The organism is Pigmentiphaga sp. YJ18 (assembly GCF_038066655.1).
GTDB lineage: Bacteria > Pseudomonadota > Gammaproteobacteria > Burkholderiales > Burkholderiaceae_B > Pigmentiphaga.
The window spans coordinates 1238095-1262027 of sequence record NZ_JBBUKU010000001.1 but is presented as its reverse complement, the minus strand read 5'-3'; the positions used below and the strand labels follow the sequence as shown (position 1 = coordinate 1262027).

Below are 23933 nucleotides of genomic sequence, written 5' to 3'. Positions count from 1 at the left end.
TCTTCCGACAACCAGAAGGAGACTGCCGTGGCAAGCTACCAGGCCTTCCATGCCCGCTCGGTGGACGAACCCGGGCCGTTCTGGAGCGAGCAGGCGCGGCTCGTCGACTGGCACGCTCCCGCCGCCCAGCCGCTGGACCTGTCGCATCCTCCCTTCTCGCGCTGGTTCGTCGGCGGACTGACCAATCTGTGCCACAACGCGGTCGACCGGCACCTGGCCGAGCGCGGCGGCCAGCCCGCGCTGATCCACGTCTCGACCGAGACCGGCACCGAGTCCGCCTACACCTACGCGCAACTGCACGACGAAGTGAACCGGATGGCCGAGGTGATGCAGGCCCTGGGCGTGCGGCGCGGCGACCGGGTGCTGATCTACATGCCCATGATTCCCGAGGCCGCGTTCGCGATGCTGGCCTGCGTACGGATAGGCGCCATCCACTCGGTAGTGTTCGGCGGCTTCGCCTCGGCCAGCCTGGCCACGCGCATCGACGACGCCCGGCCGGCCCTGGTGGTGTCGGCCGATGCCGGCTCGCGCGCGGGCAAGGTCATTCCCTACAAGCCGCTGCTGGACGAAGCGCTGCATCTGGCCTCGCATGCGCCGGCCAGCGTGCTGCTGGTGGACCGGGGCCTGGCATCCATGACCTTGCAGGAAGGGCGGGACCACGACTACACGGCGCTGCGCGAGCGCCATGCGCACGCCCGCATTCCCTGCGTCTGGCTGGAGTCGAACGAACCTTCCTACATCCTCTACACCTCCGGCACCACGGGCCGGCCCAAGGGCGTGCAGCGCGACACCGGCGGCTATGCCGTGGCGCTGGCCGCGTCGATGCGCCACATCTTCTGCGCGCAAGCGGGCGACGTGATGTTCACCACCTCGGACGTCGGCTGGGTAGTGGGCCACAGCTACATCGTCTACGGGCCGCTGATCGCGGGCATGACGACGCTGATGTACGAAGGCACGCCGGTGCGCCCCGACGGCGCGATCTGGTGGAAGCTGGTGGAGCAGTACCGCGTCACCCACATGTTCAGCGCCCCCACCGCGATACGGGTGCTGAAGAAGCAGGATCCGGAAACGCTGCGCCGCCATGACCTTTCCACGCTGCGCACCTTGTTCCTGGCCGGCGAGCCGCTGGACGAGCCCACCGCGCGCTGGATACACGAGGCCATCGGCAAGCCGGTGGTCGACAACTACTGGCAGACCGAGACCGGCTGGCCCATGCTGGCGCTGCCGCGCGGCGTGGAGGACCTGCCCACCAAGTTCGGTTCGCCCGGCCTGCCGGTGTACGGCTATCGGTTGAAGATCGTGGACGAACAGACGGGCGAGCCGTGTCCGCCCGGGCGCAAGGGCGTGGTGGCGCTGGAAGCGCCGCTGCCGCCGGGCTGCATGTCCACGATCTGGGGCGACGACGCGCGCTACGTTTCCACCTACTGGTCGGGCTTTCCCGGCAAGCTGCTGTATTCCAGCTTCGACTGGGGCATCCAGGACGAGGACGGCTACGTCACCATCCTGGGCCGCACCGACGACGTCATCAACGTCGCGGGACATCGGCTGGGAACCCGCGAGATCGAGGAAAGCGTCTCCAGCCATCCGGACATCGCCGAGGTCGCGGTGGTGGGCGTGCAGGACGCGCTGAAGGGCCAGGTGGCGATGGCCTTCGCCATCGCGCGCAGCGCCGAGCGTGCCGCGACGCCCGAAGGCCGCATGCGGCTGGAAGGCGAGGTCATGCAGACGGTCGAGCGCAGGCTGGGCGCGGTGGCCCGCCCGGCGCGGGTGTTCTTCGTGAACGCGCTGCCCAAGACCCGCTCGGGCAAGCTGCTGCGGCGGGCCATCCAGGCCATTGCCGAAGGGCGCGACCCCGGCGACCTCACCACCATCGAGGACGCCGGCGCGTTGCAGCAGTTGAAGGACGCGATGTTTCCGCCGGCCTAGCGCTTGGCGGCCGCGGCCAGCGCCTGGCAGAAGGCCCGCGCCGCGGGCCCCGGCGGCGCGTCCACGCGATGCGCCAGGTAGGCCTCCGACGCCAGCGAGCTGTCGCGGCCCAGCGCGGACACGGCCAGCCGCACCAGCCGGCCCTCGGCCAGGTCCCGCTCCACCTGCCACGCCGGCAGGCGCCCCCAACCCACGCCCGCAAGGATGAGCTGGTGCTTGGTGTCCTGCGTGTTGACGCGGCAGGTCTGCGGCGAAAGCACGCCGAAATCCTGTCCCGGCGTCAACGAGGAGGGATCGGCCAGCACGATCTGCAGATGGCCGGCCAAGTCCGCCATCTGCAACGGCGGAGCCGTTGCCGCCAGCGGGTGGGATGCGCCGGCCACCGCCACCACCTCGACCGCCGCCAGGGCTTGCATGGCGATCTGCGGACTGCGGAAGTGCTCGCCCACCGTGATGCCCACGCCATAGCGCCGATCGAGCAGTCCCGACAGCGGCCCGCCCAGCGGCTCGACCGCCAGCCGCACCGCCACGGCCGGATAGCGGGACCGCATGGCATTCAGGGCCTGCGCCACCCAGGCTATCGGAAACAGCGTGTCCACCACCAGCGCAAGCTCGAGCTCGACGCCCTCGCCCATGCCTCGCGCCCGCGCGCGCATGGCGTCCACGCGCAGCAGGATGTCCCGCACGTTGCTCAAGAGGGCCTGCCCCTCGTGAGTCAGGACAGGGCGATGTCCGCCGCGATCGAACAGCGCGACGCCCAGTTCTCCTTCCATCCTGGCGATGGCATGGCTGACGGCCGACTGCGCGCGCCGCAGCCGGCCGGCCCCCGCCCGGAAGCTTCCCGTTTCCGCCACGGCGGCGAACACACGCATCTGGTCCAGGGTCAGGGCGTCGATCATGATCGATTATTTGGATAGAAAACATCTAAATAATGTCACTTTTGTCGATCGACGGCCAACCCTATGCTGGCAGCCTGACGAACAGGAATGCACGATGCGGGCAAGCCAACAAGACATCGCGGTACGGGAAAAGAACAGCTGGGCGAGTGTCGCGGTCATCGTCGGCGGCGGCGTGGTGCTGGCGCTGCAGGTCGGCAAGGCCTCGATCGCCGCGCCGCTGCTGCGCGCCGACATGGGACTGGACCTGGCCGCCATCGGCTGGCTCACGGCCGTCATCGCCGTGCTCGGCATGCTGGGCGGCATGCCCGCCGGATCGCTGGTGGCGGCCCGTGGCGACCGCCGCGTCTTTCTTGCCGGCCTGGGCACCAGCGCGCTGGGCGCGGCACTGGGCGCGGCCGCGCCGGACTATGCCTGGCTGCTGGCTTCCCGCCTGCTCGAAGGCCTGGGTTTCCTGCTGGTGGTCGTCGCCGGGCCGGCACTGCTGCAACGCGTGGTCGCCGCCGGACAGCGCGATCTGGCCTTCGCGCTGTGGAGCTGCTTCATGCCCACCGGCATCGCGCTGGCGATGCTGCTCGGCCCCCTGTTCTCGTCCTGGCGGATCTTGTGGTGGAGCAGCGCGGCGCTGTCGCTGGCCGCGGCGGCCGCCGTCCTGCTGCTTCCTCCTTCGGCGCGCGGCGACTGGCGGGGATGGCGCGACACGGGCCGCGACGCGCTGGCGACACTGCGTGGCCGGGAACCCTTGCTGCTGGCCGCCGGATTCGGACTGTACAGCCTGCAGTTCTTCGCGCTGTTCAATTTCCTGCCCATTCTGCTGACCGAACGGATGGGGATGCCGCTACAGACCGCCGGGCTCCTGGCTGCCGCCGCCACGGCGGCCAACATCGCCGGCAATCTCTGCGCCGGCGTCCTGATGGAGCGCGGGATGGCCAGATGGGGCCTGGTGGCCGGCGGCAGCGTCGTCATGGGCCTGACGGGAAGCGGAGTCTTCCTGTCCGTGCTGCCCGACGCCGGCAGCTTCGCGCTGTGCGTGCTTTTCTCGGCCGCCGGCGGACTGATCCCCGCCACGCTGCTGGCGACGGCTCCGCGCGCGGCGCCCAGTCCGGCCCGGGTGCCGCTGGTGGTCGGGCTGATGATGCAGGGCAACAACCTGGGCCAGGTCGTGGGTCCGGCCGCGGTCGGCGGCCTGATCCAGGCGTGCGGCTGGCCGGCCGCGGCGGGCATCGCCGGCGGGGCGGGCGTCCTGGCGCTGGCCGTGGCCCTGGGCCTGCGGCACTCCGGAAGATGAACGGCAGGGGCTTGAAATGCGCGCGATCGTCCAGAGATTGGGTTCAGGGGATGCCGCAATCGGGTCCCCGTGAAACTTGCTGACCATCAGGAGATTCGATCCATGAACGCTACTTTTTCTCTGGCGCCCCTGTTCCGCCAATCGGTCGGATTCGACCGCTTCAATGACCTGTTCGAGTCGGCCCTGCGCAACGACGCGGGCAGCACCTATCCGCCCTACAACGTCGAGAAGCGCGGCGACGACGACTACCGCATCGTGATCGCGGCAGCCGGACTGCGCGACGAAGACCTGGACCTGCAGGTCGAGAGCGGCGTGCTGACCGTGACCGGCGGCCGGCGCGAGAAAAGCGAAGGTCCCGTCACCTACCTGCACCAGGGCATCGCGCAGCGCGCGTTCAAGCTCTCGTTCCGGCTGGCCGACCATATCGAAGTGCGCGGTGCGCATCTCGAGAACGGCCTGTTGAACATCGACCTGGTCCGTGAGGTGCCCGAGGCCGCCAAGCCCCGGCGCATCGAGATCGGCAGCGCCGCCCCGGCCCCGCGCGAGCAGCCCGCGCTGGCCAACGCCGCCTGACGGCGCGGCGGAGCGGCAACGCTCCGCCCCCTACGCCGCCGCATCCCACACGTCGTGGCTGCGCGGCGTATCGATGCGATAGTCCGTATAGGGCCGCCGCAGCAGCTCGGCCCCCAGCCGCCTGGCCGCCCCGACCGGGTCGCGGGGGTCGCGCGCGACTTCGCCGCGGCGGTTGCCCGCGCCATGCACGTAGCCGACGAAGGCCGAGTGGCTGTATCGGGCGAATTCCTGCACCTGGTGCACGATGCCCAGCCCGGCTCCGGGGTAGCTCTCTTCCGAGGCCAGGGTCAGCGCCAGCCGCTTGCCCTGCATGCGCTTCATCACGTCCGCATGATGCGGGTAGGTGCCCGAATAGTAGGCGAACGAGCGATCGAAGAAGGCCTTGGTCTGCGCCGACATCCCGTACCAGTAAATGGGCGTGCAGAACACCACGCCGGCGGCGGGCAGGAACTCTTCCAGGAAGAGTTCGCCGTAGCGATCGGCCGGCAGCTCGGATGCGGGCGTACGGTCGCCCAGGAATCCGCTGATGTAGTCGTCCAGGAAACGCAGGCGCGGGGCAAGCCCCGCCTCCCGCGCCCCGGTCTCGACCGCGCGGGCCAGCAACGCGCTGTTGCCGTCCCGGCGGGGGCTGCCGACCAGGATGAGGATCGAAGAAGATGAGTCCATTTCATGCATTCCCGTGGAAAGAAGTGGCCCGGGCGTGCCGGGCATGAAAGGAATTTAGGTGGCAAGCCCGGTTCTTGGCGAATGAGCTTCTTTCCAATAAGATGAATTCAACTCATCTCTAGGCTGGCTGCCCTGTGTTCGCCCGACTGCCCCTGAACGCCCTGCGCACCTTCGAAGCCGCCGCGCGGCTGCGCAGCTTCAAGCTGGCCGCGCAGGAGCTGCACGTCACGCCTACCGCGGTGTCCCACCAGATCCGGACGCTGGAGCACCACCTGGGGGCGGCCCTGTTCCAGCGCGAGGCGCGCGGCGTGACGCTGACCACGCCAGGCGCTCGGCTGCTGGAAACCGTGCATGGCGCGCTGCTGGACATCGGCCAGGCCATGGACGCCCTGCGGCCACGGCCTGGCACGGGCGTGGTCACCATCACCACCACGCATTCCTTCGCGGCCCTGTGGCTCGTGCCCCGGCTGGGCCGCTTCTACCAGGAACATCCCGGCTGCGAAGTGCGGCTGGACGCCACCGAACGCGTGGTCGACCTGTTGCAGGACGCCAGCGTGGACGTGGCCATCCGCTACGGCGGGACCGAGCCGCCGGGCCTGCTGGCACCGGCGGCGCTGGCCGAATCCTTCGGCGTCTATGGCACGCCGGCCGCCGTCCGCGCGGCCGCCCAGGCCAGGCCGACGCTGATCTCGGTGCAATGGCGCGACTCCACCCTGTACGAGCACGGCTGGCGGCAATGGTGCGCGGCGGCGGGCCTGAGCTGGCTGGACGGACGGCCGTCCGTGCGGCACTACGAGGAAGAGCACTATGCCCTGCAGGCCGCGATCGCTGGCCAGGGGCTGGTGCTGGCGAGCTCGGTCATGGTGTCGGATGCCGTCGGCACCGGGCTGCTGCGGCCGTTCAAGCCCGGGGTGCACGTACCGGGCGACCGCTACATCGTGCTGTGCGCTCCCGGCCGCGAACGCCACCCGCCGGCCCGCGCCTTCCTGGCCTGGATCGAACGGGAGTTCGCCGGCGCGCGGGGCGACGAGCCGGTCAGCCGGCCGACTCGGTGAAACGCAGGCCGGCGATGCCAGTCACTGCAAGCGCCAGGAAGAACAGGCGGCCGGGCGGCGCGCCTTCGCCGAACCACACCATGCCGAGCGCCGTCAGCCCGACGGTACCCAGGCCGGTCCAGACCGCGTAGGCGATGCCCAGGGGCAGCGCGCGCAAGGCGTGCGCCAGCAGGAAGATGCTGCCCAGCCCCGCCACGACCGCCACCGCGCTGGGCAGGGGCCGGCTCCAGCCGGCGTTGAGCTTGAGCGCCACCCCCATCACCACCTCCAGGCAGGCCGCCGCCAACAGATAGGTCCAGGCCATGGCGCTACGCCCGCGCAACCGTCGCCGCGGCATCGTGGCGCGAGGTGCCCGGCAGGCGATTGGCCGCGATGGCCCGCTGTACCGCCGGCCGCGCCGCGATGTCCGCCAGCCAGCGGCGAACCGCCGGATAGTCCGCGACGTCGAGGTCCAGTTCCTCATGCGTGCGCAGCCATGGAAAGGCCGCCATGTCGGCGATCGTGTAGTCGTCCATCGCCAGGAAGCGGGATGCGCGCAACCGGCGTTCGACCACGCCGAACAAACGATGGGATTCTTTCCGGTAGCGAGCGATGGCCTCGGCATTGGTGCCGCCGGCGCCGTGCAGGAACCACCACAACTGCCCCAGCATGGGACCGATGCCGCCCACCTGGAAGTACAGCCATTGGCGCACCTGCGCGCGTCCCGCCGGGGTCGATGCCGAGAAGCGCCCGGACTTGTCCGCCAGATAGTCCAGGATGGCGCCCGATTCGAATATCGCCAGCCCGGCATCCCCATCGACGATAGCGGGAATCTTGCCGTTGGGATTGATGGCCAGGTAGTCCGGCTGGTGCTGGTCGCCCCGCCCCAGGTCCAGTGCGACCTGGGCGTACGGGATACCCGCTTCCTGAAGAAAAATGCCGATCTTCAGCCCGTTGGGCGTATCGGCGGTATAGAGCGTGATGGCGTCTTTCCGCGTCATGGCTAGGCTCCTTGGCGCTGGCTATGAATTGCAATTACAATTACTGCATTGGCAACTATGACGCACCACGAACCGTTGCGCAAGAGGAGGCGAGCGATGTCCTTTTCCTTCGTTTCGAACGACGATGCCGCCACCCGCCGCGCGGCGGCCCGTTGTCTGGCGGCATTGAACCCCGGCGGGAAACCAGCGGGGCAGGCTCCGCTCAGCCCCTGGCAGACCATCGAAGCCAGCGCGCGGGTGCTGGAAACCGATGCGCTGGCGGGCCGCGCGTGGGTAGTCCGCAGCCGCGCCGCGAACGGCGCGACAGCGATGGCCAGCGCTTGGCCGATCTGGTTCCGCCGCAATGCGGCCCGCTACGAACGGCCCCTGGTCTGCCTGTGCCGCATTCCAACGGTGGCCGGGCTGCAAGGGCTGGCGGCGCAGTTGCGCGAACGCGGTGTGCTGTGCAACGAAGCCGCCGCCTGGCGGGAAGGGGCCATCCCGGAGCGCCACGCGGAACTGCCGCTGTGGCTGGCCGACAACCTGGACTATGTGCCCTACGACCTGGCCTGCGCCGACGAGGCCCGGGCCGTTCTGGAAGGTGCCCTGAAGGACATGTATGGCCACGGCACCCGCCGCTTCTACTATCTGTCGGCGCACGACCTGCCAACCCGAGCCGGCACCATCATGGATCCGGCCATGGCATCCGATGCGGTACGGGGCATGTACCTGGCTCGAGCCATCCCGGCCGGAGCCGCCATTGCCCGCGTCCGGCTGCTCGCGGCGGGGACGGTACTGCATGCCGCGTTGCGCGCGGCGCGCTTGTTGTGGCGGGGCTGGCGCATAGGCGCGGAGGTCTGGAGCTGCCCGAGCTACACGCGGCTGGCGCGCGAAGCGCGCCAGGCTTCGTGGCGTGCGCTGTTGCACCCGGACGAGCCGGCGGAAGCTTCGCATCTCGTCCGCTGCCTGGCGCGGGGCCGGGGTCCGGTCATCGCGGCCACCGCCTACCCCCGCCGCATCGCCGAACAGATCGGCGCCCACGTGAGCGGGCCGTTCATGGCCGTGGGCGGTGACTCCATGGCGATCGCGCCGCGGGACGACCCGCTGTCATCCCGGGCGCTTGCCCTGGCGGCAATCAAGGTGTTGCAGGAGGCGGGCCGCTAGCCGGCGCCGCCCGCCTCCATCGACCGCCTGGCGTCCGCCGCGGCATGGTCCAGCGCCTTGGCGAACAGGTCCCGTTCGGCGCCGCTGAACCGGGACAGGAAAAGTTCGTCCACGGCGGTCTCGTACACCTTCCACATCTTGCGGCGCAGCGCGCGCCCCTCCTTGGTGATCGAGGCGTAGGCCGCCCGGCCGTCCTCGGCCGAACGCGCCCGCGTGACCAGCCCCTCGCGCTCCAGGCGATCCACCAGCCGCGTCAGATTGTAGCGCTCGATGGCCAGGACGTCGGCCAGCTCGTGCATGCGGCGGGTGCCGCCGGGACCGCTTTCCAGCCCCCACAAGGCGTCGTACCAGGCATAGGGAGGCAGGTCCGCGGCGGCAAGGCGGCGCTCGATCTCCCGGATCATCCAGCGATGCGCGCGGACGAACGAGAACCAAAGATCGGCTTGCTGTGCGGCCATGAATGCTCCGTGGGTTGATATTGCAGTTGCAATTATATGGGCGGGGTTTAGAATTGCATTTGCTATCATTGTAATTGCAATTATATGCGTGGCCGCGGGCGACCCCCAGGCCAGCAGCCTTAGTGGAGCGCCCTCATGTCCCAACCGACATCACCCATCGACATCGATCCCCAGGAAACCCGAGAGTGGCTGGACGCCATGGAAGCCGTCGTGGCGGTGGAAGGCCGCGATCGCGCGCACTTCCTGATAGACCAGTTGCTGGACGAGGACGTGGCGCAGCACGGCAGCCTGCACGGCCGGGTCACCACGCCCTACGTCAACACCATTGCCCGCGCGCGCCAGCCCCTGTACCCCGGCGACCTGGCCATCGAACGCCGGCTAAGCGCCTACGTGCGCTGGAACGCGATGGCCATGGTGCTGCGCGCCGGCCAACATTCCAACGTCGGCGGGCACATCGCGACCTACGCGTCAGCCGCGGCGCTGTACGACGTCGGCTTCGACCACTTCTTCCGCGGCCGGACCGATACCTTCGCCGGCGACCTGGTCTACATCCAGGGGCACTCCGCTCCCGGCATCTACGGCCGCGCCTATATCGAAGGCCGCATCGACGAAATCCGCCTGGACGATTTCCGGCGGGAAGCCGGACGCCCCGGCCTGTCGTCCTATCCCCATCCCCGGCTCATGCCGGATTTCTGGCAATTCCCCACGGTTTCCATGGGCCTGGGCCCGCTGACCGCCGCCTATCAGGCGCGCTATATGCGCTACCTGGACTATCGCGGCCTCAAGCTCCAGCAGGGGCGCAAGGTCTGGGCCTTCCTGGGCGACGGCGAAATGGATCAGCCCGAATCGCTGGCGGCCATCGCGCTGGCCGGACGGGAGAAACTGGACAACCTGATCTTCGTCGTCAACTGCAACCTGCAGCGGCTGGACGGTCCGGTGCGCGGCAACGGCAAGGTCATCCAGGAACTGGAGGGCACGTTCAGGGCCGCGGGCTGGAACGTCATCAAGGTCATCTGGGGTGGCGGCTGGGATGCCCTCCTGGCCCGCGACCAGGGCGGCCTCCTGCGCCGACGGATGATGGAGTGCGTGGACGGCGACTACCAGACCTTCAAGTCGCAGGACGGCGCCTACGTGCGCCAGCACTTCTTCGGCAAGTATCCGGAACTGCTGGAGATGGTCGCGCATCTGACGGACGACGAGATCTGGCAGTTGGCGCGCGGCGGCCACGACCACGAGAAAGTCCATGCCGCCTATGCGGCCGCCACCACGCACGCGGGCCAGCCCACCGTGGTCCTGGCCAAGACGGTGAAAGGCTTCGGCATGGGGGAGTCGGGCGAGGGACAGAACATCAACCATCAATTGAAGAAGATGGCGGACAACTCGGTCCGGGCCTTCCGCGACCGCTTCTCGCTGCCGCTGACCGACGAGCAACTGGCCGACCTGCCCTACCTGAAGCCCGAGCCGGGCAGCCAGGAGGCGCGCTACCTGGCCGAACGGCGGGCCAGCCTGGGTGGCCATGTCCCCGCACGCAGCGGCGCCATGGCCCCGCTGCCTATCCCCGCGCTCGATGCCTTCGCCGCCCACTTGAAGGACACCGGCGAACGCGGCGCCTCCACCACCATGGCCTTCGTGCGCATCCTGAGCACCTTGCTGAAGGACCCGGCGCTGGGTCCGCTGGTCATCCCCATCGTGCCCGACGAATCGCGCACCTTCGGCATGGAAGGCCTGTTCCGGCAGATCGGCATCCATTCGCACCTGGGCCAGCTCTATACCCCGCAGGATGCCGGCCAGCTCAGCTACTACAGGGAAGCGCGCGATGGCCAGATCCTCCAGGAAGGCATCAACGAATCGGGCGCCATCTCGTCCTGGATCGCCGCTGGGACCTCGTACAGCACCCACGGCCTCGCCACCATCCCCTTCTACATCTTCTATTCCATGTTCGGCCTGCAGCGCGTGGGCGATCTTGCCTGGGCGGCCGCCGACGCGCGCACGCGGGGCTTTCTGCTGGGCGCCACGTCCGGCCGCACGACGCTGATGGGCGAGGGCCTGCAGCACGACGACGGGCACAGCCACGTGCTGTCCTCGGTCATTCCCAGCTGCGTCTCGTACGACCCCACCTTCTCGTACGAACTGGCGGTCATCATCCAGGACGGGCTGCGCCGGATGTACGTCGAACAGGAAGACATCTACTACTACATCACGCTGCTGAACGAAAACTACCCCCACCCCGCCCTGCGCGAGCCGGACCGGGAAGGCATCCTGAAAGGCCTGTACCTGTTCCGCGCATCCGCTGCCCCGGCGGCGCGTCCCCGCGCGCAGTTGCTGGGCAGCGGCGCCATCCTGCGCGAGGTCATCGCGGCGGCCGAGCTGCTGGAGAACGACTATTCCGTCGCCGCCGACGTCTGGAGCGCCACCAGCCTGACCGAGCTGCGGCGCAACGGCCTGGCCGCCGAACGCTGGAACCTGCTGCATCCCGAGGCCGCGCCACGCGCACCCTACGTGCAACAGTGCCTGGCCGGGCGCCAGGGCCCCATCGTGGCCGCGACCGACTACATGAAGATCATCGCCGACCAGATCCGCCCCTTCGTCGGCGGCCGCCGCTTCGTCGCGCTGGGCACCGACGGATTCGGGCGCTCCGACACTCGAGAGTCGCTGCGGAGCTTCTTCGAGGTGGACCGGCACTTCATCGTGGTCGCGACGCTGAAGGCCCTGGCCGACGAAGGCGCCATCCCGCCGGCCACGGTAACCCAGGCCATGCAGCGCTACGGCATAGCCGCCGACAAGCCGGATCCGGCCGCGGTGTGAACGAAGAGAGGCATGCCACAATGCCGGCATGCGCACCTTTCTTCTCTACGTCGCCACCGCCTTGGCGGAGATCGTCGGCTGCTACCTTCCCTACTTGTGGCTGCGGGAAGGCCGCTCCGCCTGGCTGCTGCTTCCCGCGGCGGCCAGCCTGGCGCTGTTCGCCTGGCTGCTGACCCTGCATCCCACCGCGGCCGGCCGGGTCTATGCCGCCTATGGGGGCGTCTACATCGGCGCCGCCATCGTGTGGCTGTGGGCCGTGGACGGCATACGGCCCACGTCGTGGGATGTAGCGGGCGCGGCGGTGGCGCTGGCCGGCATGGGCATCATCATCTTCCAGCCTCGCTGAGCCTGCCGGTTCACCCCGCAACGAACCCCGCCCGCTGCGGCCACAGGCTCTGGAACGCATGCATCCGCCGCTCGCCGTACACGCCGGCGCGGGTGAACGGTTCGCCCTCGAGCCAGGCCCGCGCGTCCGCTTCGCTGTCGAAATCGATGACGAGCAGGCTGCCGACGAAGTCCTCGTCGCCTCCCCCGCCCAGCAGCGGACCGGCGAACGCGATCCGGTCCCGGACGCGCTCCAGGTATTGCTTGTGGTCCGGCCGCACGCTCGCCCGGAGTTCGGGAATGCCCGGCTGCCTGTTGTCCAGCAGATGGAAGACATACAACATGGCGTTACTCCACGGGATTATCTGGCGTAGCGATCTTCGAGCGCGGCCCAGTCATAGAAGCCGACGATCCGTTTGTATTCCTCGAAACTCACGCCGCGGCCGGTCAGCCTGAGTTCGCCCGAACGGATGTCTTCCAGGCACTCGCGCATGGTCTTTGTGGCATGCATCAGGAGATTGATGCCGTAGATCACGATGCGAAAGCCCAGTTGTTCGAGTTCGGCGGGCCGCAGGATGGGCGTGCGGCCGCCTTCGAGCATGTTGGCCATGAGCGTGGCGTCCAGCGACTTGCCTATGGTCTCCAGTTCCTCGACCGATTCGGGCGCCTCGATGAAGATGCCGTCGGCGCCGGCTTTCGCGTAGCGCTCGCCGCGCCGCAGCGCCTCGTCCAGGTCGTAGACCTCGCGCGCGTCGGTACGGGCGATGATGAAGGTGTCCGGGTTCAGCCGGTTCTCGGCCGCGGCGCGGATGCGGGTCTCCATGTCCTCGGTGGACAGCAGCGTCTTGCCGGCGATGTGCCCGCACCGCTTGGGCGAGACCTGGTCCTCGAAGAACAGTGCCTGGGCGCCGAGCTTCTCGTAGGTGTGGACCGAGTGGACGACGTTCTTGATATCGCCATAGCCGTTGTCCACGTCCACCAGCACCGGCAGGTCGGATGCGGCCATGATGTCGCGGATGCCGGCCGCGATTTCGCCCAGCGCGGCCAGACCGATGTCGGGCAGCCCGTAGCGCGCGCCCACCAGGGGAAAGCCGCCGATGAAATAGGCCTTGAAACCGGCCTGCCTGATCAGCAGCGCGGACAGGGCATCGTGCGCGCCCGGCAGCACCAGCGGGCGCTCGGTCTGAACCAGTTGGCGAAAGCTTTGGGTGTTCTCGAACTCTTGCATGCTGCCTACTCCAAGGTAACTTTTGCCGCCTTGATGACGGACTGCCATTTCTCCGCCTCCGCGCGCATCAGCGCGGAAAGCCGGCCCGGCGCGCCGCCCATGGGCTCCGCGCCCTGTGCTTCGAGCTGCTTCCTAATGGCGGGGTCCTGCAGGATGGCGTTGATTTCGGTGTTCAGTTTGCCGACCACCGGCGCCGGCACACCCTTGGGCGCCATGATGCCGAACCAGGTGATGCCCTCGAAGCCGCTCAGGCCACTTTCGCTCAGCGTGGGCAGCTCGGGCGCCAGCGGCGAACGCGCGGCGCTGGTGATCGCCAGGGCCTTGACCTTTTCCTGCCGCGCCTGGGGCAGGGTCCACACCACGCTGTCGAAGGCGAAGCTGACGCGGCCCGAGGTGATGTCGGGCACGGCCTGCACGCCGGTCTTGTAGGGGATGTGCACGGCATCGATGCCGGCCAGCAGCTTGAAGTTCTCGCCGATCAGGTGGGTGATGGTGCCCGCGCCGCTGGAGGAAAAGCTGAGTTTGCCTGGGTTCTGTTTCGCGTAGCGGATGAACTCCGCGATGTTGGACACCGGCAGCGTCGGGCTGACGACCAGCACGTTGGGCGCGGTGCCCAGTCCGATGACGGGCTCGAAACTGGCGTCGCTGTCGTAGGACAGCTTGCGCAGCGCCGGCAGGATGCTGTGCGTGCTGGTGGTGGCCACCAGCAGCGTATGGCCGTCCGGCGCCGCCGCGGCCACCGCCTGGGCACCGATGGCACCCGCCGCGCCCGCCTTGTTCTCGACCACGACCGTCGTACCCAGGCGCTCCCCCAGCTTCTGCGCGACGGACCGCGCGAGCGTGTCGGTGCTGCCGCCAGCGGCGAAGGGCACAACGATGGTGATCGGGTGCGACGGAAATGCCCCGGCGTCGCGGGCGGCGGCAAGCGTCGGCGCGGCCAGCGATGCGCCGAGCACGGCAAGCGGCAAGTATTTCATCGGATGTCTCCTCGTGGGTTCTTGTCAATCGAAGCGGATGCCGGCGCTGCGGACCACTGCGCCCCAGTGTTCGACTTCTTCCTTCAGGAACTGGCGCGTCTGCTCGGGCGTGGTGATGCGCAGATCGACGCCCAGCCCGGTCAGCTTGGCGCGTGTCGCCTCGTCGGCCAGCGCCTTCGCCAGCTCCGACTGCACGCGCTGGACCACACCGGGCGGGGTCGAGGCCGGCACGGCGAACATGGCCCAGCCTTGCAGCCGGTCCACGCTGGGTACGCCGGCCTCCGAGAAGGTGGGCGTGTCGGGCAGCTTGGGATGGCGATCCGCCCCGGTGATGGCCAGGGCCCGGACCTTGCCGGACTCGATGTTGGGCAGCGCGCTGCCTATGGTCTCGAAGGAAAAATCGATGTGCCCGCCCAAGAGGTCGGTCACGACCTGGTTCTGTCCCTTGTAGGGAACGTGGGTCACCTTGGTGTGCGTGGCGGTCTGGAACAGCTCGCCGATCAGGTGGCCCGCGGTGCCCGGCCCCGGCGATCCATAGGTGAGCTTGCCGGGTTCGGTGCGGGCCCGGGCGATCACGTCCTGCACCGAACGATAGGGCGCGCCGGCCGGCACGATCAGCACGTTGCGGGTCACCCAGGCGATGCTGACGGGGCGGAAATCGCGCTCCGGATCGTAGGGCAGCTGCGCGTACAGGGTCTTGTTCACCGCCAGGTTCGCCGTGCTGCCCACGAAGATGGTGTGGCCGTCGCCCGGCTGCCGGGCGGCGTATTCCGCGCCGATGTTGCCGCCCGCGCCAGCCTTGTTCTCGACAATGACCGGCGTGCCGAGCTGCCGGCTCAGCGTATCGGCGACGATGCGAGTCATGACGTCGGGGGACGCGCCCGCCGAGAACGGCACGATCATGCGTATCGGCCGGGCATGGTTTTCCTGCCCCGACGCGAGCGGGGATATCAGCAACGCGGCCGCGGCGGGCAGCAGGATGCAGAGGGCATCCGATCGACCGGTCTTCCTGTGCATGGTGTCTCCTTCCCTATCGTTATTGATCGCTCTTGCCCAACGTCAGGCGGGCCGCCTTGTACATCGCCGCATCGACCAGCCGGCCGCGCAGGCGCAGAGCGGCCGTGCCATGGTCGACCGCGGCCTCGAAGGCCTGGACGACCTCGGTGGCCCAGGCGGTTTCGTCGACCGTCGGCGCATAGATATCGTTGACCACGGCTATCTGCGAGGGATGGACCACGGCCCGGGCGCGAAAGCCCAGGCCGCGCGACAACCGGGTGTCGCGCGCAAGCCCTTCCGTGTCGTCCACGCGCGCATAGACACCGTCCACCAGCGCGACGCGCTTGAAGCCCCGCGCCGACAACACCGTGTGCTGCCGGGCATGCAGCAGTTCCGGGCCGTCTATGCTCCAGCCGCAGCCGAGATCGGTCATGAGGTCGGCGCCCTCGGCGCCCCCGAACATGACCATGCCCACATCCGGCACCCGTTCAAGCATGCCGAACAGGCGCATGACGCCCAAGGCGCTCTCCACCAGCGCGCCCTGTGCCATGCCCGGCCGCGCGGCCAGGACGCCGGGCGCGATGAGGTCGGCCACGTCCTCGACCTTGGGGCACAGCACACCCTGGACGCTCGGCGCCTGCATCGCCGCCCGCACGTCATCGGCATGCCAAGCGGTGGCCCGCGCGTTGACGCGTACCCACGTCCGACCGTGCGCCCTGGGCGGGATCGCCGGCAGGGCGGCCCTGGCCTGCGCCTTGCACTCGTCCGGCACGGCGTCCTCGAGGTCGAGCATGACGCCGTCGGCCGCCGAGGCCAGGGCCTTCGCCACCAGCTCGGGCCGATGCGCGGGCACGAACAACCAGGTCTTCGCGTGGCGGTCGTCGTTCACGCCCGTCCTCCCGCCGCGCCAGCATCCACCAGCGCGAGCCTCTCGGATTCCGCATAACCCAGCTCGGCCAGCAGTTCACCGGTGTGCTCGCCCAGCAGCGGCGCGCCGCGCGTGATGGCCGGCGTCCCATGGTCGAACAGGATGGGGTTGCGCACCGTCTCGTAGCTGCCCAGCTCCGCGTGGGGCGCGATGGCGACCAGGCCCCGCTCGGTGCCGTGTCCCCCACGCAGCACTTCCTCGTAATTGCGCACCAGACTGCACGGCACACCGGCCTGCCGCAGCGCCTGGACCAATTCGTCGGCGCCCCATCCGGCCACCTCGGCCTGGATCAGCGGCACCAGTTCTTCCTCGTGGCGTTTCCTGTCGGCATAGCGGGCAAAGCGCGGATCCGCCACCAGCGGCTCCACCCCCAGCACCTGGCACAGGCGCCCGAACAGCGCATCGTTCGGCGCGCCCAGCGCGACGTGGCGGCCGTCCCGCGTCTCGAACAACTGGTAGGGCGCGGTCAGGCGGTGCCGGTTGCCCAGCGGCAGGGGAACGCGATGGGTCGCCAGGTACTCGGCGGTCTCGAAGGCGGCCGCGCCGACCGAGGCCTCGATCAGCGAGACGTCGGCGAAGCGCCCCTCGCCATGCCGGGCCGCGCCCAGCAGTCCGCTCAGGGCCGCATAGGCGGCGAACAGCGCGCCTATCATGTCGCCCGTCTGGATACCGGGGCGCACGGGCATCCGGCCCGGCTCGCCGCTGACCGACAGCGTCCCTGACGCCGCCTCGATGATCAGGTTCACCGCGGCATGGCCGCGCTCCGACGACGTCTGGCCGAATCCCGAGACCGCCACGTACACCAGCCGGGGGTTGAGCGCGGTCATGGCCTCCTTGCCCAGGCCCAGCTTGTCCATCACGCCCGGCCGGAAATTCTCGACCAGCGCGTCGGCGCGCTGGATCAGCCGGATCGCGACCTCGCGCCCCGCGTCCGTCTTGAGATCGAGTGCGATGCTGCGCTTGTTGCGGTTCAATGCCATGAAGCTGGCGCTGTGGCCATCGACGAAAGGCGGCGTGTGCCGCGCCATGTCGCCGCCGTCGATGGACTCGACCTTGATGACGTCGGCCCCCATGTCGGCCAGCAGCATGCAGGCATAGGGACCGGCGATGAAATTGCCGAATTCGACGACCGACAAGCCTCGCAAAGGACGGGTATCGTTCATGATGTGCCGTGATCAAACGTTTGACCATTATGAAGCAACCGACCCCGCCATGGGGCGATAATCTGACAAAACAGTTTTCCAGGAAGCGTAAGAGTCGATGCCCAAGCCCACCCTCAAGTCCCTGGCCGCCGAGCTGCAGGTCGACGTTTCCCTGGTATCGCGCGTGCTGCGTCGGGTGCCGGGCGTACGGGTGTCGGAAGCGAAACGGGCCCGGATCCTGGCCCTGGCCGAGCGCGCGGGTTACCGCCCGGACCGCCTGGGCCGGTCGCTCAAGACGGGACGCAGCCGGATCGTCGCGATGCTGACGCCCGACATCACCAACCCTTTCCACTCCCTGATCTTCCGCGGCGCGGAACACGTGGCACAGCAGGCGGGCTACAACGTCATCCTCATGCACCTGAGCGACATCGACGAGACCGGCGCCGATGTCGTCACCCCGCTGACGGAAGGCCAGTGCGACGGCGTGCTGATCGCCGCCGGCCGTGCCGACGACGACCGCTTCGCGCCCCTGCGGCGTGCGCACCTGCCGCATGTCGTGATCAACCGGCCGATAGACGGCGGCCGCGACACCCCCTGCTTCGCGCCGGACGACCGGGAAACCGGACGCCTGGGCGCGCGGCTGCTGCTGCAGGCGGGACATGTGCGCGTGGCCGCGGTCCTGGGGGACATGCGCCTGGCCAACATGCAGGCGCGCCTGGAGGGCTTCCGGGAAATCGTCGATGCCGCCGCGCCGCGCGTGGAGACGACGGTGGTGGCCGACGTGCGGTCGCGCGAGGAAGTCCTGGCGGCCTTCGACCGGCTCATGGCCCCGCCCGCCAGCCGTCGCCCCACCGCGCTGTTCGTCCCGCACTCCATCCACGCCCAGCTCGTTTTCGAGGCAAGCCTGCTGCGGGAGATCCGCATCCCGCAGCAGCTCTCGCTGCTGGGATACGGCGGGATCGCACCACCGGCGCTCAGCGCCATCGTCGTGTCGGCGGAACGGATGGGCCAGGACGCGATGCGCTACCTGCTGGCCCGCATCCAGGCGCCCGGCGAGACGGCCATCGCGCAGACGGGGCTGGGGGCCTATCCGCTGACGTTCAGCCCGGGGTGCACGCTGCGGCCGCCGGCGGGGGCGTAGGCAACCAACACTGTTCCGAAAAATCGGAAATTATTGACCTTATCCCATCTATCGGAACAAAATGAACCGATGGATACCGCTGCCGACAAGCTACTGGCGATAGCCCGCGAGGCGGGGCTGATTCGCGCGCGAGATCTGGCGCCGCTGGGCATTGCCCGCGTGGCCCTGACTCGCGCCGTGCGCCAGGGACAGCTGCAACGCCTGGGGCGAGGGCTGTATGGCCTGCCATCTCGCCAGATCTCCGAACACACGACACTGGCGGAAGTCGCCCGGCGAGTTCCCAAGGGAGTCATCTGCCTGCTGTCGGCACTGCGGTTCCACGGTCTGACGACTCAGGCCCCGCATGAGGTATGGATAGCCATCGGTGGCAAGGCCGCGGTGCCCAGGCTTGGCTATCCGCCGCTGCGCATCGTGCGGTTTTCCGCCACGGCCCTGAGCGAAGGGGTGGAAGAGCATATGGTCGATGGTGTCCTCATCCGTGTCACTGGGGTTGCCAAGACCGTGGCAGACTGCTTCAAGTACCGCAACAAGATTGGCCTGGACGTGGCCCTGGAAGCGCTGCGTGAATCGTGGAGAGCAAAACGTATGACCAGTGAAGAGCTGTGGCACTACGCAAGCCTTTGCCGGGTAGCCAACGTCATGCGCCCGTATCTGGAAAGCCTGGAATGACGAATGCCCGCAATACCGCAGCCTCCGTACGAGCAAGGCTGCTCAACAAGGCTCGGGTCAACCGGCAGGACTTCAATTTGCTGCTCGGGCGCTACGCATTGGAACGCATCCTGTACCGCCTGAGCCGCTCGACGTATCGAGGCCACTTCCTGTTGAAGGGATCCTTGCTGTTCGACCTGTGGTTCGACATGCCGCATCGTCCAACACACGACGCCGACCTGCTTGGCTTCACGCAGGCGGAAGTGCCGCATCTGATCAAGGTATTTCAGGAGATCTGTGCCATTGCGTGCGATGACGGGGTGCTCTTCCAACCTGGTACGGTCAGGGCAGCGAAAATTCGCAAAGAAGCCAACTACGCCGGCATCCGAGTGAACCTGCTGGGCTTGCTGGATGGAGCACGATGCCCGGTGCAGATCGATATCGGTTTCGGCGATGCGGTGGTCCCCGGCCCCGAAGAGGCTCAATACCCTGTCATCCTGGACGAAATGCCCGCGCCGCAGCTCCACGTCTATCCGCAATACACCGTCATCGCGGAAAAGTTGGAAGCCATCGTCTCGCTCGGCATGGGCAACACACGCATGAAAGATTATTTCGATCTATGGGTGTTGGTTCAGCATGCGGAAATCGATGGGGCAATCCTGACCCAGGCTGTGCACGCGACATTTGGGCGGCGAGGTACGCCCATTCCCGGCGGCACACCCTTGGGATTGGCTGACGAGTTCGCACAGGACAGGCGAAAAAGGCAGCAATGGGAGGCATTCCTGCGCAAGAATGAATTGCCCCAGATGCCGCTGGACGAGATCGTTGGAGCCATACGCCCGGCCTTGCTGGCCGCGATGCACGCATAGCCCCGAAGATCCCGGCGGCCCTTACAAACTGCTCATCAACGCCCGCCGCAGCTCGTCCTCGCTGCGTCCGCTGCGCGCCGCATAGTCCGCCAGCTGGTCTTCGCCGATCTTCCCGACATTGAAGTACTGCGACTCGGGATGGCTGAAGTAGAAGCCGGACACGGCGGCGGCGGGGTACATGGCCAGGCTGTCGGTCAGTTCCATGCCGATGTCCTGGCAGGCCATGGTCTCGAACATGTCGCGCTTGACGGTGTGCTCCGGGCAGGCCGGGTAGCCGGGCGCGGGGCGGATGCCGCGATAGGCTTCCTTGATCAGCGCCTCGTTGTCCAGCGTCTCGTCGGCGGCGTAGCCCCACAGGTCCTTGCGCACGCGCTCGTGCATGGCTTCGGCGAAGGCCTCGGCCAGCCGGTCGGCGATGGCCTTGAGCATGATGCTGGAGTAGTCGTCGAGCTGCTTCTGGAACTCGGCTTCCCACTTCTCGATGCCCAGGCCGGAGGTGACGGCGAACATGCCGATGTAGTCGGCGATGCCGCTGTCCTTGGGCGCGATGAAGTCGGCCAGGCACTTGTTGTCCACGCCTTCGCGCTTGGCGGTCTGCTGGCGCAGGTTGCGCCAGGTGAACAGGACCTTCTGCCGCGACTCGTCGGCGTAGATTTCGATGTCGTCGTCGTTGACGCTGTTGGCCGGATAGAAGGCGACGACGCCGTTGGCGGTCAGCCAGCGGCCCTCGATCACGCGCTTGAGCAGGTCCAGGCCGTCGGCGTGGACCTTGCGCGCCGAGTCGCCCACCACCGCGTCGTCCAGGATGGCGGGGAAGGCGCCGTGCAGGTCCCAGGTCTGGAAGAAGGGCTGCCAGTCGATGTAGCGCGCGATTTCCGCCAGGTCGAAGTTCTTGAACGTGCGGCGGCCGATGAACTTGGGCCGCGGCGGCTGGTAGCCGTCCCACGCGATGGGCGGCTTGTTGGCGCGCGCCTCGGCCAGCGGGATCAGCGGCGTGGCCTTGCGGTTGGCGTACTGTTCGCGCACGCGCTCGTACTCGCTCTTGATGCCGGCGATATATTGCGCGGCCTGGTCCGACACGAGGCTCTGCGCCACGCCCACCGAACGGCTGGCGTCGGTCACGTAGATGACGGGGCCTTCGTAGTGCGGCGCGATCTTCACGGCCGTGTGCACGCGGCTGGTGGTGGCGCCGCCGATCAGCAGCGGCAGGTTGCGTTCGCGGAAGTAGTCGTCGCGCTGCATCTCGGAGGCGACGTAGGCCATTTCCTCCAGGCTGGGCGTGATCAGGCCCGAAAGCCCGACGATGTCGGCGTTCTCTTCCTTGGCCTTGGCCAGGATCTCGGTGGCCGGCACCATGACGCCCATGTTGACGACTTCGAAGTTGTTGCACTGGAGCACGACGCTGACGATGTTCTTGCCGATGTCGTGCACGTCGCCCTTGACCGTGGCGATGACGATCTTGCCCTTGGAGCGGACGTCGCCGCCGGCGGCCTCGATCTGGCGCTTCTCTTCCTCGATGAAGGGGATGAGGTGCGCCACGGCCTGCTTCATCACACGGGCGGATTTCACCACCTGCGGCAGGAACATCTTGCCCGAGCCGAACAAGTCGCCCACGACGTTCATGCCGTCCATCAGCGGCCCCTCGATCACCTCGATGGTGCGGCCGCCGCGCGCGTCCACGGCCTGGCGGGCTTCCTCGGTGTCCTCGACGATGTAGGCGTTGATGCCATGCACCAGCGAGTGCGTCAGCCGCTCGCCGTAGGGCAGGCTGCGCCAGGCCAGGTCTTCTTCCTTCTTCGCGCCCGAGCCCTTGATCGTGTCGGCGAACTGCACCAGCCGCTCGGTGGAGGAGCGTTCGTCGTCCGGGTCCTTGCGGCCGAACGGCTCGGCGCGGTCCAGCACCACGTCCTCGACCAGGTCGCGCAGCACCGGATCCAGGTCGGCGTACACGCCCAGCTGGCCGGCGTTGACGATGCCCATGGTCAGGCCTTCGCGGATGGCGTGGTACAGGAAGACCGTGTGGATGGCTTCGCGCATGGGCTCGTTGCCGCGGAACGAGAAGCTGACGTTGGAAATGCCGCCCGACACCTTGGCGTGCGGCAGGTTCTGCCGGATCCAGCGCGTGCCCTCGATGAAGTCGACGGCGTAGTGGTTGTGCTCGTCGATGCCGGTGGCGATGGCGAACACGTTCGGATCGAAGATGATGTCCTCGGGCGGAAAGCCCACCTCGTCCACCAGCAACTGGTAGGCGCGGCCGCAGATGTCGATGCGGCGCTGCAGGGTGTCGGCCTGGCCCTTCTCGTCGAAGGCCATGACCACCACCGCCGCGCCGTAGCGGCGGCACAGCCGGGCCTGGTGCAGGAAGGGTTCGATGCCTTCCTTCATCGAGATCGAGTTGACGACGCACTTGCCCTGCACGCATTTCAGGCCGGCCTCGATCACGCTCCATTTGGAGCTGTCGATCATGACCGGCACGCGCGAGATATCGGGCTCGGAGGCGATCAGGTTCAGGAAGCGCGCCATGCTGGCCTGCGAATCCAGCATGGCCTCGTCCATGTTGATGTCGATGATCTGCGCGCCGTTCTCGACCTGCTGGCGGGCCACGGCCAGCGCCTCGTCGAATTTTTCCTCGCGGATCAGGCGCGCGAACATCTTGCTGCCGGTCACGTTGGTGCGCTCGCCCACGTTGACGAACAGGGTCTCTTCGTCGATGTTCAGCGCCTCGAGACCCGACAGCCGCATCTTCGGCTCGATCACCGGGGGCTGGCGCAGCGGCAGGCCGGCCACCTTGTCGGCGATGGCGCGGATGTGATCGGGCGTGGTGCCGCAGCAGCCGCCCACGACGTTGACGAAGCCGGCGCGCGCGAACTCTTCCAGCAGGCGCGAGGTGTCTTCCGGGGTTTCGTCGAAGCCGGTGTCGCTCAGCGGATTGGGCAGGCCGGCGTTCGGATAGACACAGACGAAGGTATCGCTGATCTTGGACAGCTCGGCGATGTAGGGGCGCATCAGCGCTGCGCCCAGCGCGCAGTTCAGGCCGATGGTGATCGGGCGCGCGTGCCGCACCGAGTTCCAGAAGGCCTCGACCGTCTGCCCCGACAGGATGCGCCCGGAGGCGTCGGTGACCGTGCCCGAGACCATGACGGGCAGGCGCTCGCCGCGCGCCTCGAACACTTCCTCGACGGCGAAGATGGCCGCCTTGGCGTTCAGCGTGTCGAAGATGGTCTCGATCAGCACGAGGTCGATGCCACCGTCCAGCAGCCCGTTCAACTGCTCGGCATAGGCCGCGCGCAGTTCGTCGAAGGTCACGTTGCGCGCCGCCGGATCGTTCACGTCGGGCGAGATCGACGCCGTCTTGGGCTGGGGCCCCAGCGCGCCGGCCACGAAGCGCGGCCGCTCCGGCGTGCCGAATTCGTCGCAGGCCTGGCGCGCCAGCCTGGCCGAGGCCAGGTTCAACTCGTAGGCCAGTTCGGGCAGCTCGTAGTCGCCCTGGGCAATGGAGGTCGCGCCGAAGGTGTTGGTCTCGAGGATGTCCGCGCCCGCGGCCAGGTAGCCCCGGTGGATTTCCAGGATGACGTCGGGCCGGGTCAGGCTGAGGAGTTCGTTGTTGCCGCGCACGTCCTTGCCGTGCGCGGCGAAGCGCTCGCCCCGGAACGCCGCCTCGTCCAGCTTGTAGCGCTGGATCATGGTGCCCATCGCGCCATCCAGGATCAGGATGCGCTCGGTCAGGAGGCGCGCAAAGTCGGCGCCACGCGTGTAGGACGAGGGAGGATACGGAAGGGCGGGGTAAGACATGGGCGGGCGGCCTCGATGGGCAACCCTGGCGATGCGCTGACCGCGGCGGGCTGCCGGCTAAGTCGAATCCGCCATTTTACCAAGGACTCTCCCGGCGG

22 protein-coding genes are annotated in these 23933 nt (G+C 68.2%); 10 read left to right on the top strand and 12 right to left on the bottom strand.

Annotated elements, in window-relative coordinates:
• The first annotated feature begins 27 nt into the window (after positions 1 to 27).
• Complete coding sequence (prpE, locus tag WKR98_RS06190) at positions 28 to 1926, top strand: propionate--CoA ligase (RefSeq protein ID WP_445936071.1); 1899 nt, start codon at positions 28 to 30, stop codon at positions 1924 to 1926.
• Here the strand turns inward: prpE and WKR98_RS06185 are convergent.
• The gene (locus WKR98_RS06185; protein WP_341432373.1) at positions 1923 to 2825 is read right to left on the bottom strand and encodes a LysR family transcriptional regulator; all 903 of its coding nucleotides are present in this window, start codon (positions 2823 to 2825) and stop codon (positions 1923 to 1925) included. The two genes, prpE and WKR98_RS06185, sit on opposite strands and share 4 nt — an antisense overlap.
• 94 nt (positions 2826 to 2919) lie before the next feature.
• Here WKR98_RS06185 and WKR98_RS06180 point away from each other — a divergent pair, with 94 nt between their 5' ends.
• Both WKR98_RS06180 and WKR98_RS06175 read left to right on the top strand, forming a co-directional pair.
• On the top strand, positions 2920 to 4110 hold the full coding sequence (locus WKR98_RS06180; RefSeq protein WP_341432372.1) for an MFS transporter: 1191 nt from the start codon (positions 2920 to 2922) through the stop codon (positions 4108 to 4110).
• A 102-nt stretch (positions 4111 to 4212) separates the two neighbouring features.
• Positions 4213 to 4683 carry an Hsp20 family protein gene (locus WKR98_RS06175; protein ID WP_124687310.1) on the top strand — a complete coding sequence of 157 codons (471 nt, stop codon included), beginning with the start codon at positions 4213 to 4215 and terminating at the stop codon, positions 4681 to 4683.
• 30 nt (positions 4684 to 4713) lie between these two features.
• On the opposite strand, the gene WKR98_RS06170 is transcribed toward WKR98_RS06175, so the two are convergent.
• Complete coding sequence (locus WKR98_RS06170; protein ID WP_341432371.1) at positions 4714 to 5349, bottom strand: flavodoxin family protein; 636 nt, start codon at positions 5347 to 5349, stop codon at positions 4714 to 4716.
• A 134-nt stretch (positions 5350 to 5483) separates the two neighbouring features.
• On the opposite strand from WKR98_RS06170, the gene WKR98_RS06165 reads away from it, so the two are divergent.
• On the top strand, positions 5484 to 6404 hold the full coding sequence (locus tag WKR98_RS06165) for a LysR substrate-binding domain-containing protein (RefSeq protein WP_341432370.1): 921 nt from the start codon (positions 5484 to 5486) through the stop codon (positions 6402 to 6404).
• Here the strand turns inward: WKR98_RS06165 and WKR98_RS06160 are convergent.
• Both WKR98_RS06160 and WKR98_RS06155 read right to left on the bottom strand, forming a co-directional pair.
• Positions 6385 to 6708, bottom strand: coding sequence for a DMT family transporter (locus WKR98_RS06160; protein WP_341432369.1), 324 nt, complete (start codon positions 6706 to 6708; stop codon positions 6385 to 6387). The two genes, WKR98_RS06165 and WKR98_RS06160, sit on opposite strands and share 20 nt — an antisense overlap.
• Positions 6709 to 6712: 4 nt before the next feature.
• Positions 6713 to 7384 (bottom strand): glutathione S-transferase family protein, encoded by a 672-nt coding sequence (locus WKR98_RS06155; RefSeq protein ID WP_341432368.1) that lies wholly within the window; start codon positions 7382 to 7384, stop codon positions 6713 to 6715.
• Positions 7385 to 7480: 96 nt separating this feature from the next.
• On the opposite strand from WKR98_RS06155, the gene WKR98_RS06150 reads away from it, so the two are divergent.
• Complete coding sequence (locus WKR98_RS06150; RefSeq protein ID WP_341432367.1) at positions 7481 to 8527, top strand: transketolase-like TK C-terminal-containing protein; 1047 nt, start codon at positions 7481 to 7483, stop codon at positions 8525 to 8527.
• Here the strand turns inward: WKR98_RS06150 and WKR98_RS06145 are convergent.
• Positions 8524 to 8985: a MarR family winged helix-turn-helix transcriptional regulator gene (locus WKR98_RS06145; protein WP_124687304.1), complete on the bottom strand. Its 462-nt coding sequence runs from the start codon at positions 8983 to 8985 to the stop codon at positions 8524 to 8526. The genes WKR98_RS06150 and WKR98_RS06145 overlap by 4 nt on opposite strands.
• 135 nt (positions 8986 to 9120) lie before the next feature.
• On the opposite strand from WKR98_RS06145, the gene aceE reads away from it, so the two are divergent.
• Together aceE and WKR98_RS06135 are read left to right on the top strand one after the other, a co-directional pair.
• The gene (aceE, locus tag WKR98_RS06140; RefSeq protein ID WP_341432366.1) at positions 9121 to 11790 is read left to right on the top strand and encodes a pyruvate dehydrogenase (acetyl-transferring), homodimeric type; all 2670 of its coding nucleotides are present in this window, start codon (positions 9121 to 9123) and stop codon (positions 11788 to 11790) included.
• Between the two features lie 28 nt (positions 11791 to 11818).
• Positions 11819 to 12136 (top strand): YnfA family protein, encoded by a 318-nt coding sequence (locus tag WKR98_RS06135; protein ID WP_124687302.1) that lies wholly within the window; start codon positions 11819 to 11821, stop codon positions 12134 to 12136.
• Between the two features lie 10 nt (positions 12137 to 12146).
• Here WKR98_RS06135 and WKR98_RS06130 read toward each other — a convergent pair whose 3' ends face one another.
• The 6 genes from WKR98_RS06130 to WKR98_RS06105 are packed head-to-tail and all read right to left on the bottom strand — an operon-like array spanning position 12147 to position 17406.
• Entirely contained in the window at positions 12147 to 12458 is a 312-nt protein-coding gene (locus WKR98_RS06130) for a YciI family protein (RefSeq protein WP_124687301.1), read from the bottom strand.
• Between the two features lie 17 nt (positions 12459 to 12475).
• Complete coding sequence (locus WKR98_RS06125) at positions 12476 to 13342, bottom strand: isocitrate lyase/PEP mutase family protein (protein WP_161567648.1); 867 nt, start codon at positions 13340 to 13342, stop codon at positions 12476 to 12478.
• 5 nt (positions 13343 to 13347) lie between these two features.
• Positions 13348 to 14319, bottom strand: a complete 972-nt coding sequence (locus WKR98_RS06120) for a Bug family tripartite tricarboxylate transporter substrate binding protein (RefSeq protein WP_124687299.1) — start codon at positions 14317 to 14319, stop codon at positions 13348 to 13350.
• 24 nt (positions 14320 to 14343) lie between these two features.
• Positions 14344 to 15336, bottom strand: coding sequence for a Bug family tripartite tricarboxylate transporter substrate binding protein (locus WKR98_RS06115; RefSeq protein ID WP_124687298.1), 993 nt, complete (start codon positions 15334 to 15336; stop codon positions 14344 to 14346).
• Between the two features lie 19 nt (positions 15337 to 15355).
• A complete protein-coding gene (locus WKR98_RS06110; protein WP_341432365.1) occupies positions 15356 to 16204 on the bottom strand; it encodes an HpcH/HpaI aldolase/citrate lyase family protein in 849 nt (282 codons plus the stop codon).
• Positions 16201 to 17406 carry a CaiB/BaiF CoA transferase family protein gene (locus tag WKR98_RS06105; RefSeq protein ID WP_124687296.1) on the bottom strand — a complete coding sequence of 402 codons (1206 nt, stop codon included), beginning with the start codon at positions 17404 to 17406 and terminating at the stop codon, positions 16201 to 16203. Before WKR98_RS06105 ends, WKR98_RS06110 begins: the two co-directional genes overlap by 4 nt.
• A gap of 97 nt (positions 17407 to 17503) precedes the next feature.
• Here WKR98_RS06105 and WKR98_RS06100 point away from each other — a divergent pair, with 97 nt between their 5' ends.
• From WKR98_RS06100 to WKR98_RS06090, 3 genes are all read left to right on the top strand, one after another.
• On the top strand, positions 17504 to 18526 hold the full coding sequence (locus WKR98_RS06100) for a LacI family DNA-binding transcriptional regulator (protein WP_124687295.1): 1023 nt from the start codon (positions 17504 to 17506) through the stop codon (positions 18524 to 18526).
• 69 nt (positions 18527 to 18595) lie between these two features.
• Entirely contained in the window at positions 18596 to 19195 is a 600-nt protein-coding gene (locus WKR98_RS06095) for a type IV toxin-antitoxin system AbiEi family antitoxin domain-containing protein (RefSeq protein WP_124687294.1), read from the top strand.
• Positions 19192 to 20043, top strand: a complete 852-nt coding sequence (locus WKR98_RS06090) for a nucleotidyl transferase AbiEii/AbiGii toxin family protein (RefSeq protein WP_124687293.1) — start codon at positions 19192 to 19194, stop codon at positions 20041 to 20043. The genes WKR98_RS06095 and WKR98_RS06090 overlap by 4 nt, the downstream gene beginning before the upstream one ends.
• 21 nt (positions 20044 to 20064) lie before the next feature.
• Here WKR98_RS06090 and metH read toward each other — a convergent pair whose 3' ends face one another.
• On the bottom strand, positions 20065 to 23835 hold the full coding sequence (gene metH, locus WKR98_RS06085; RefSeq protein ID WP_341432363.1) for a methionine synthase: 3771 nt from the start codon (positions 23833 to 23835) through the stop codon (positions 20065 to 20067).
• Positions 23836 to 23933 lie beyond the last annotated feature (98 nt).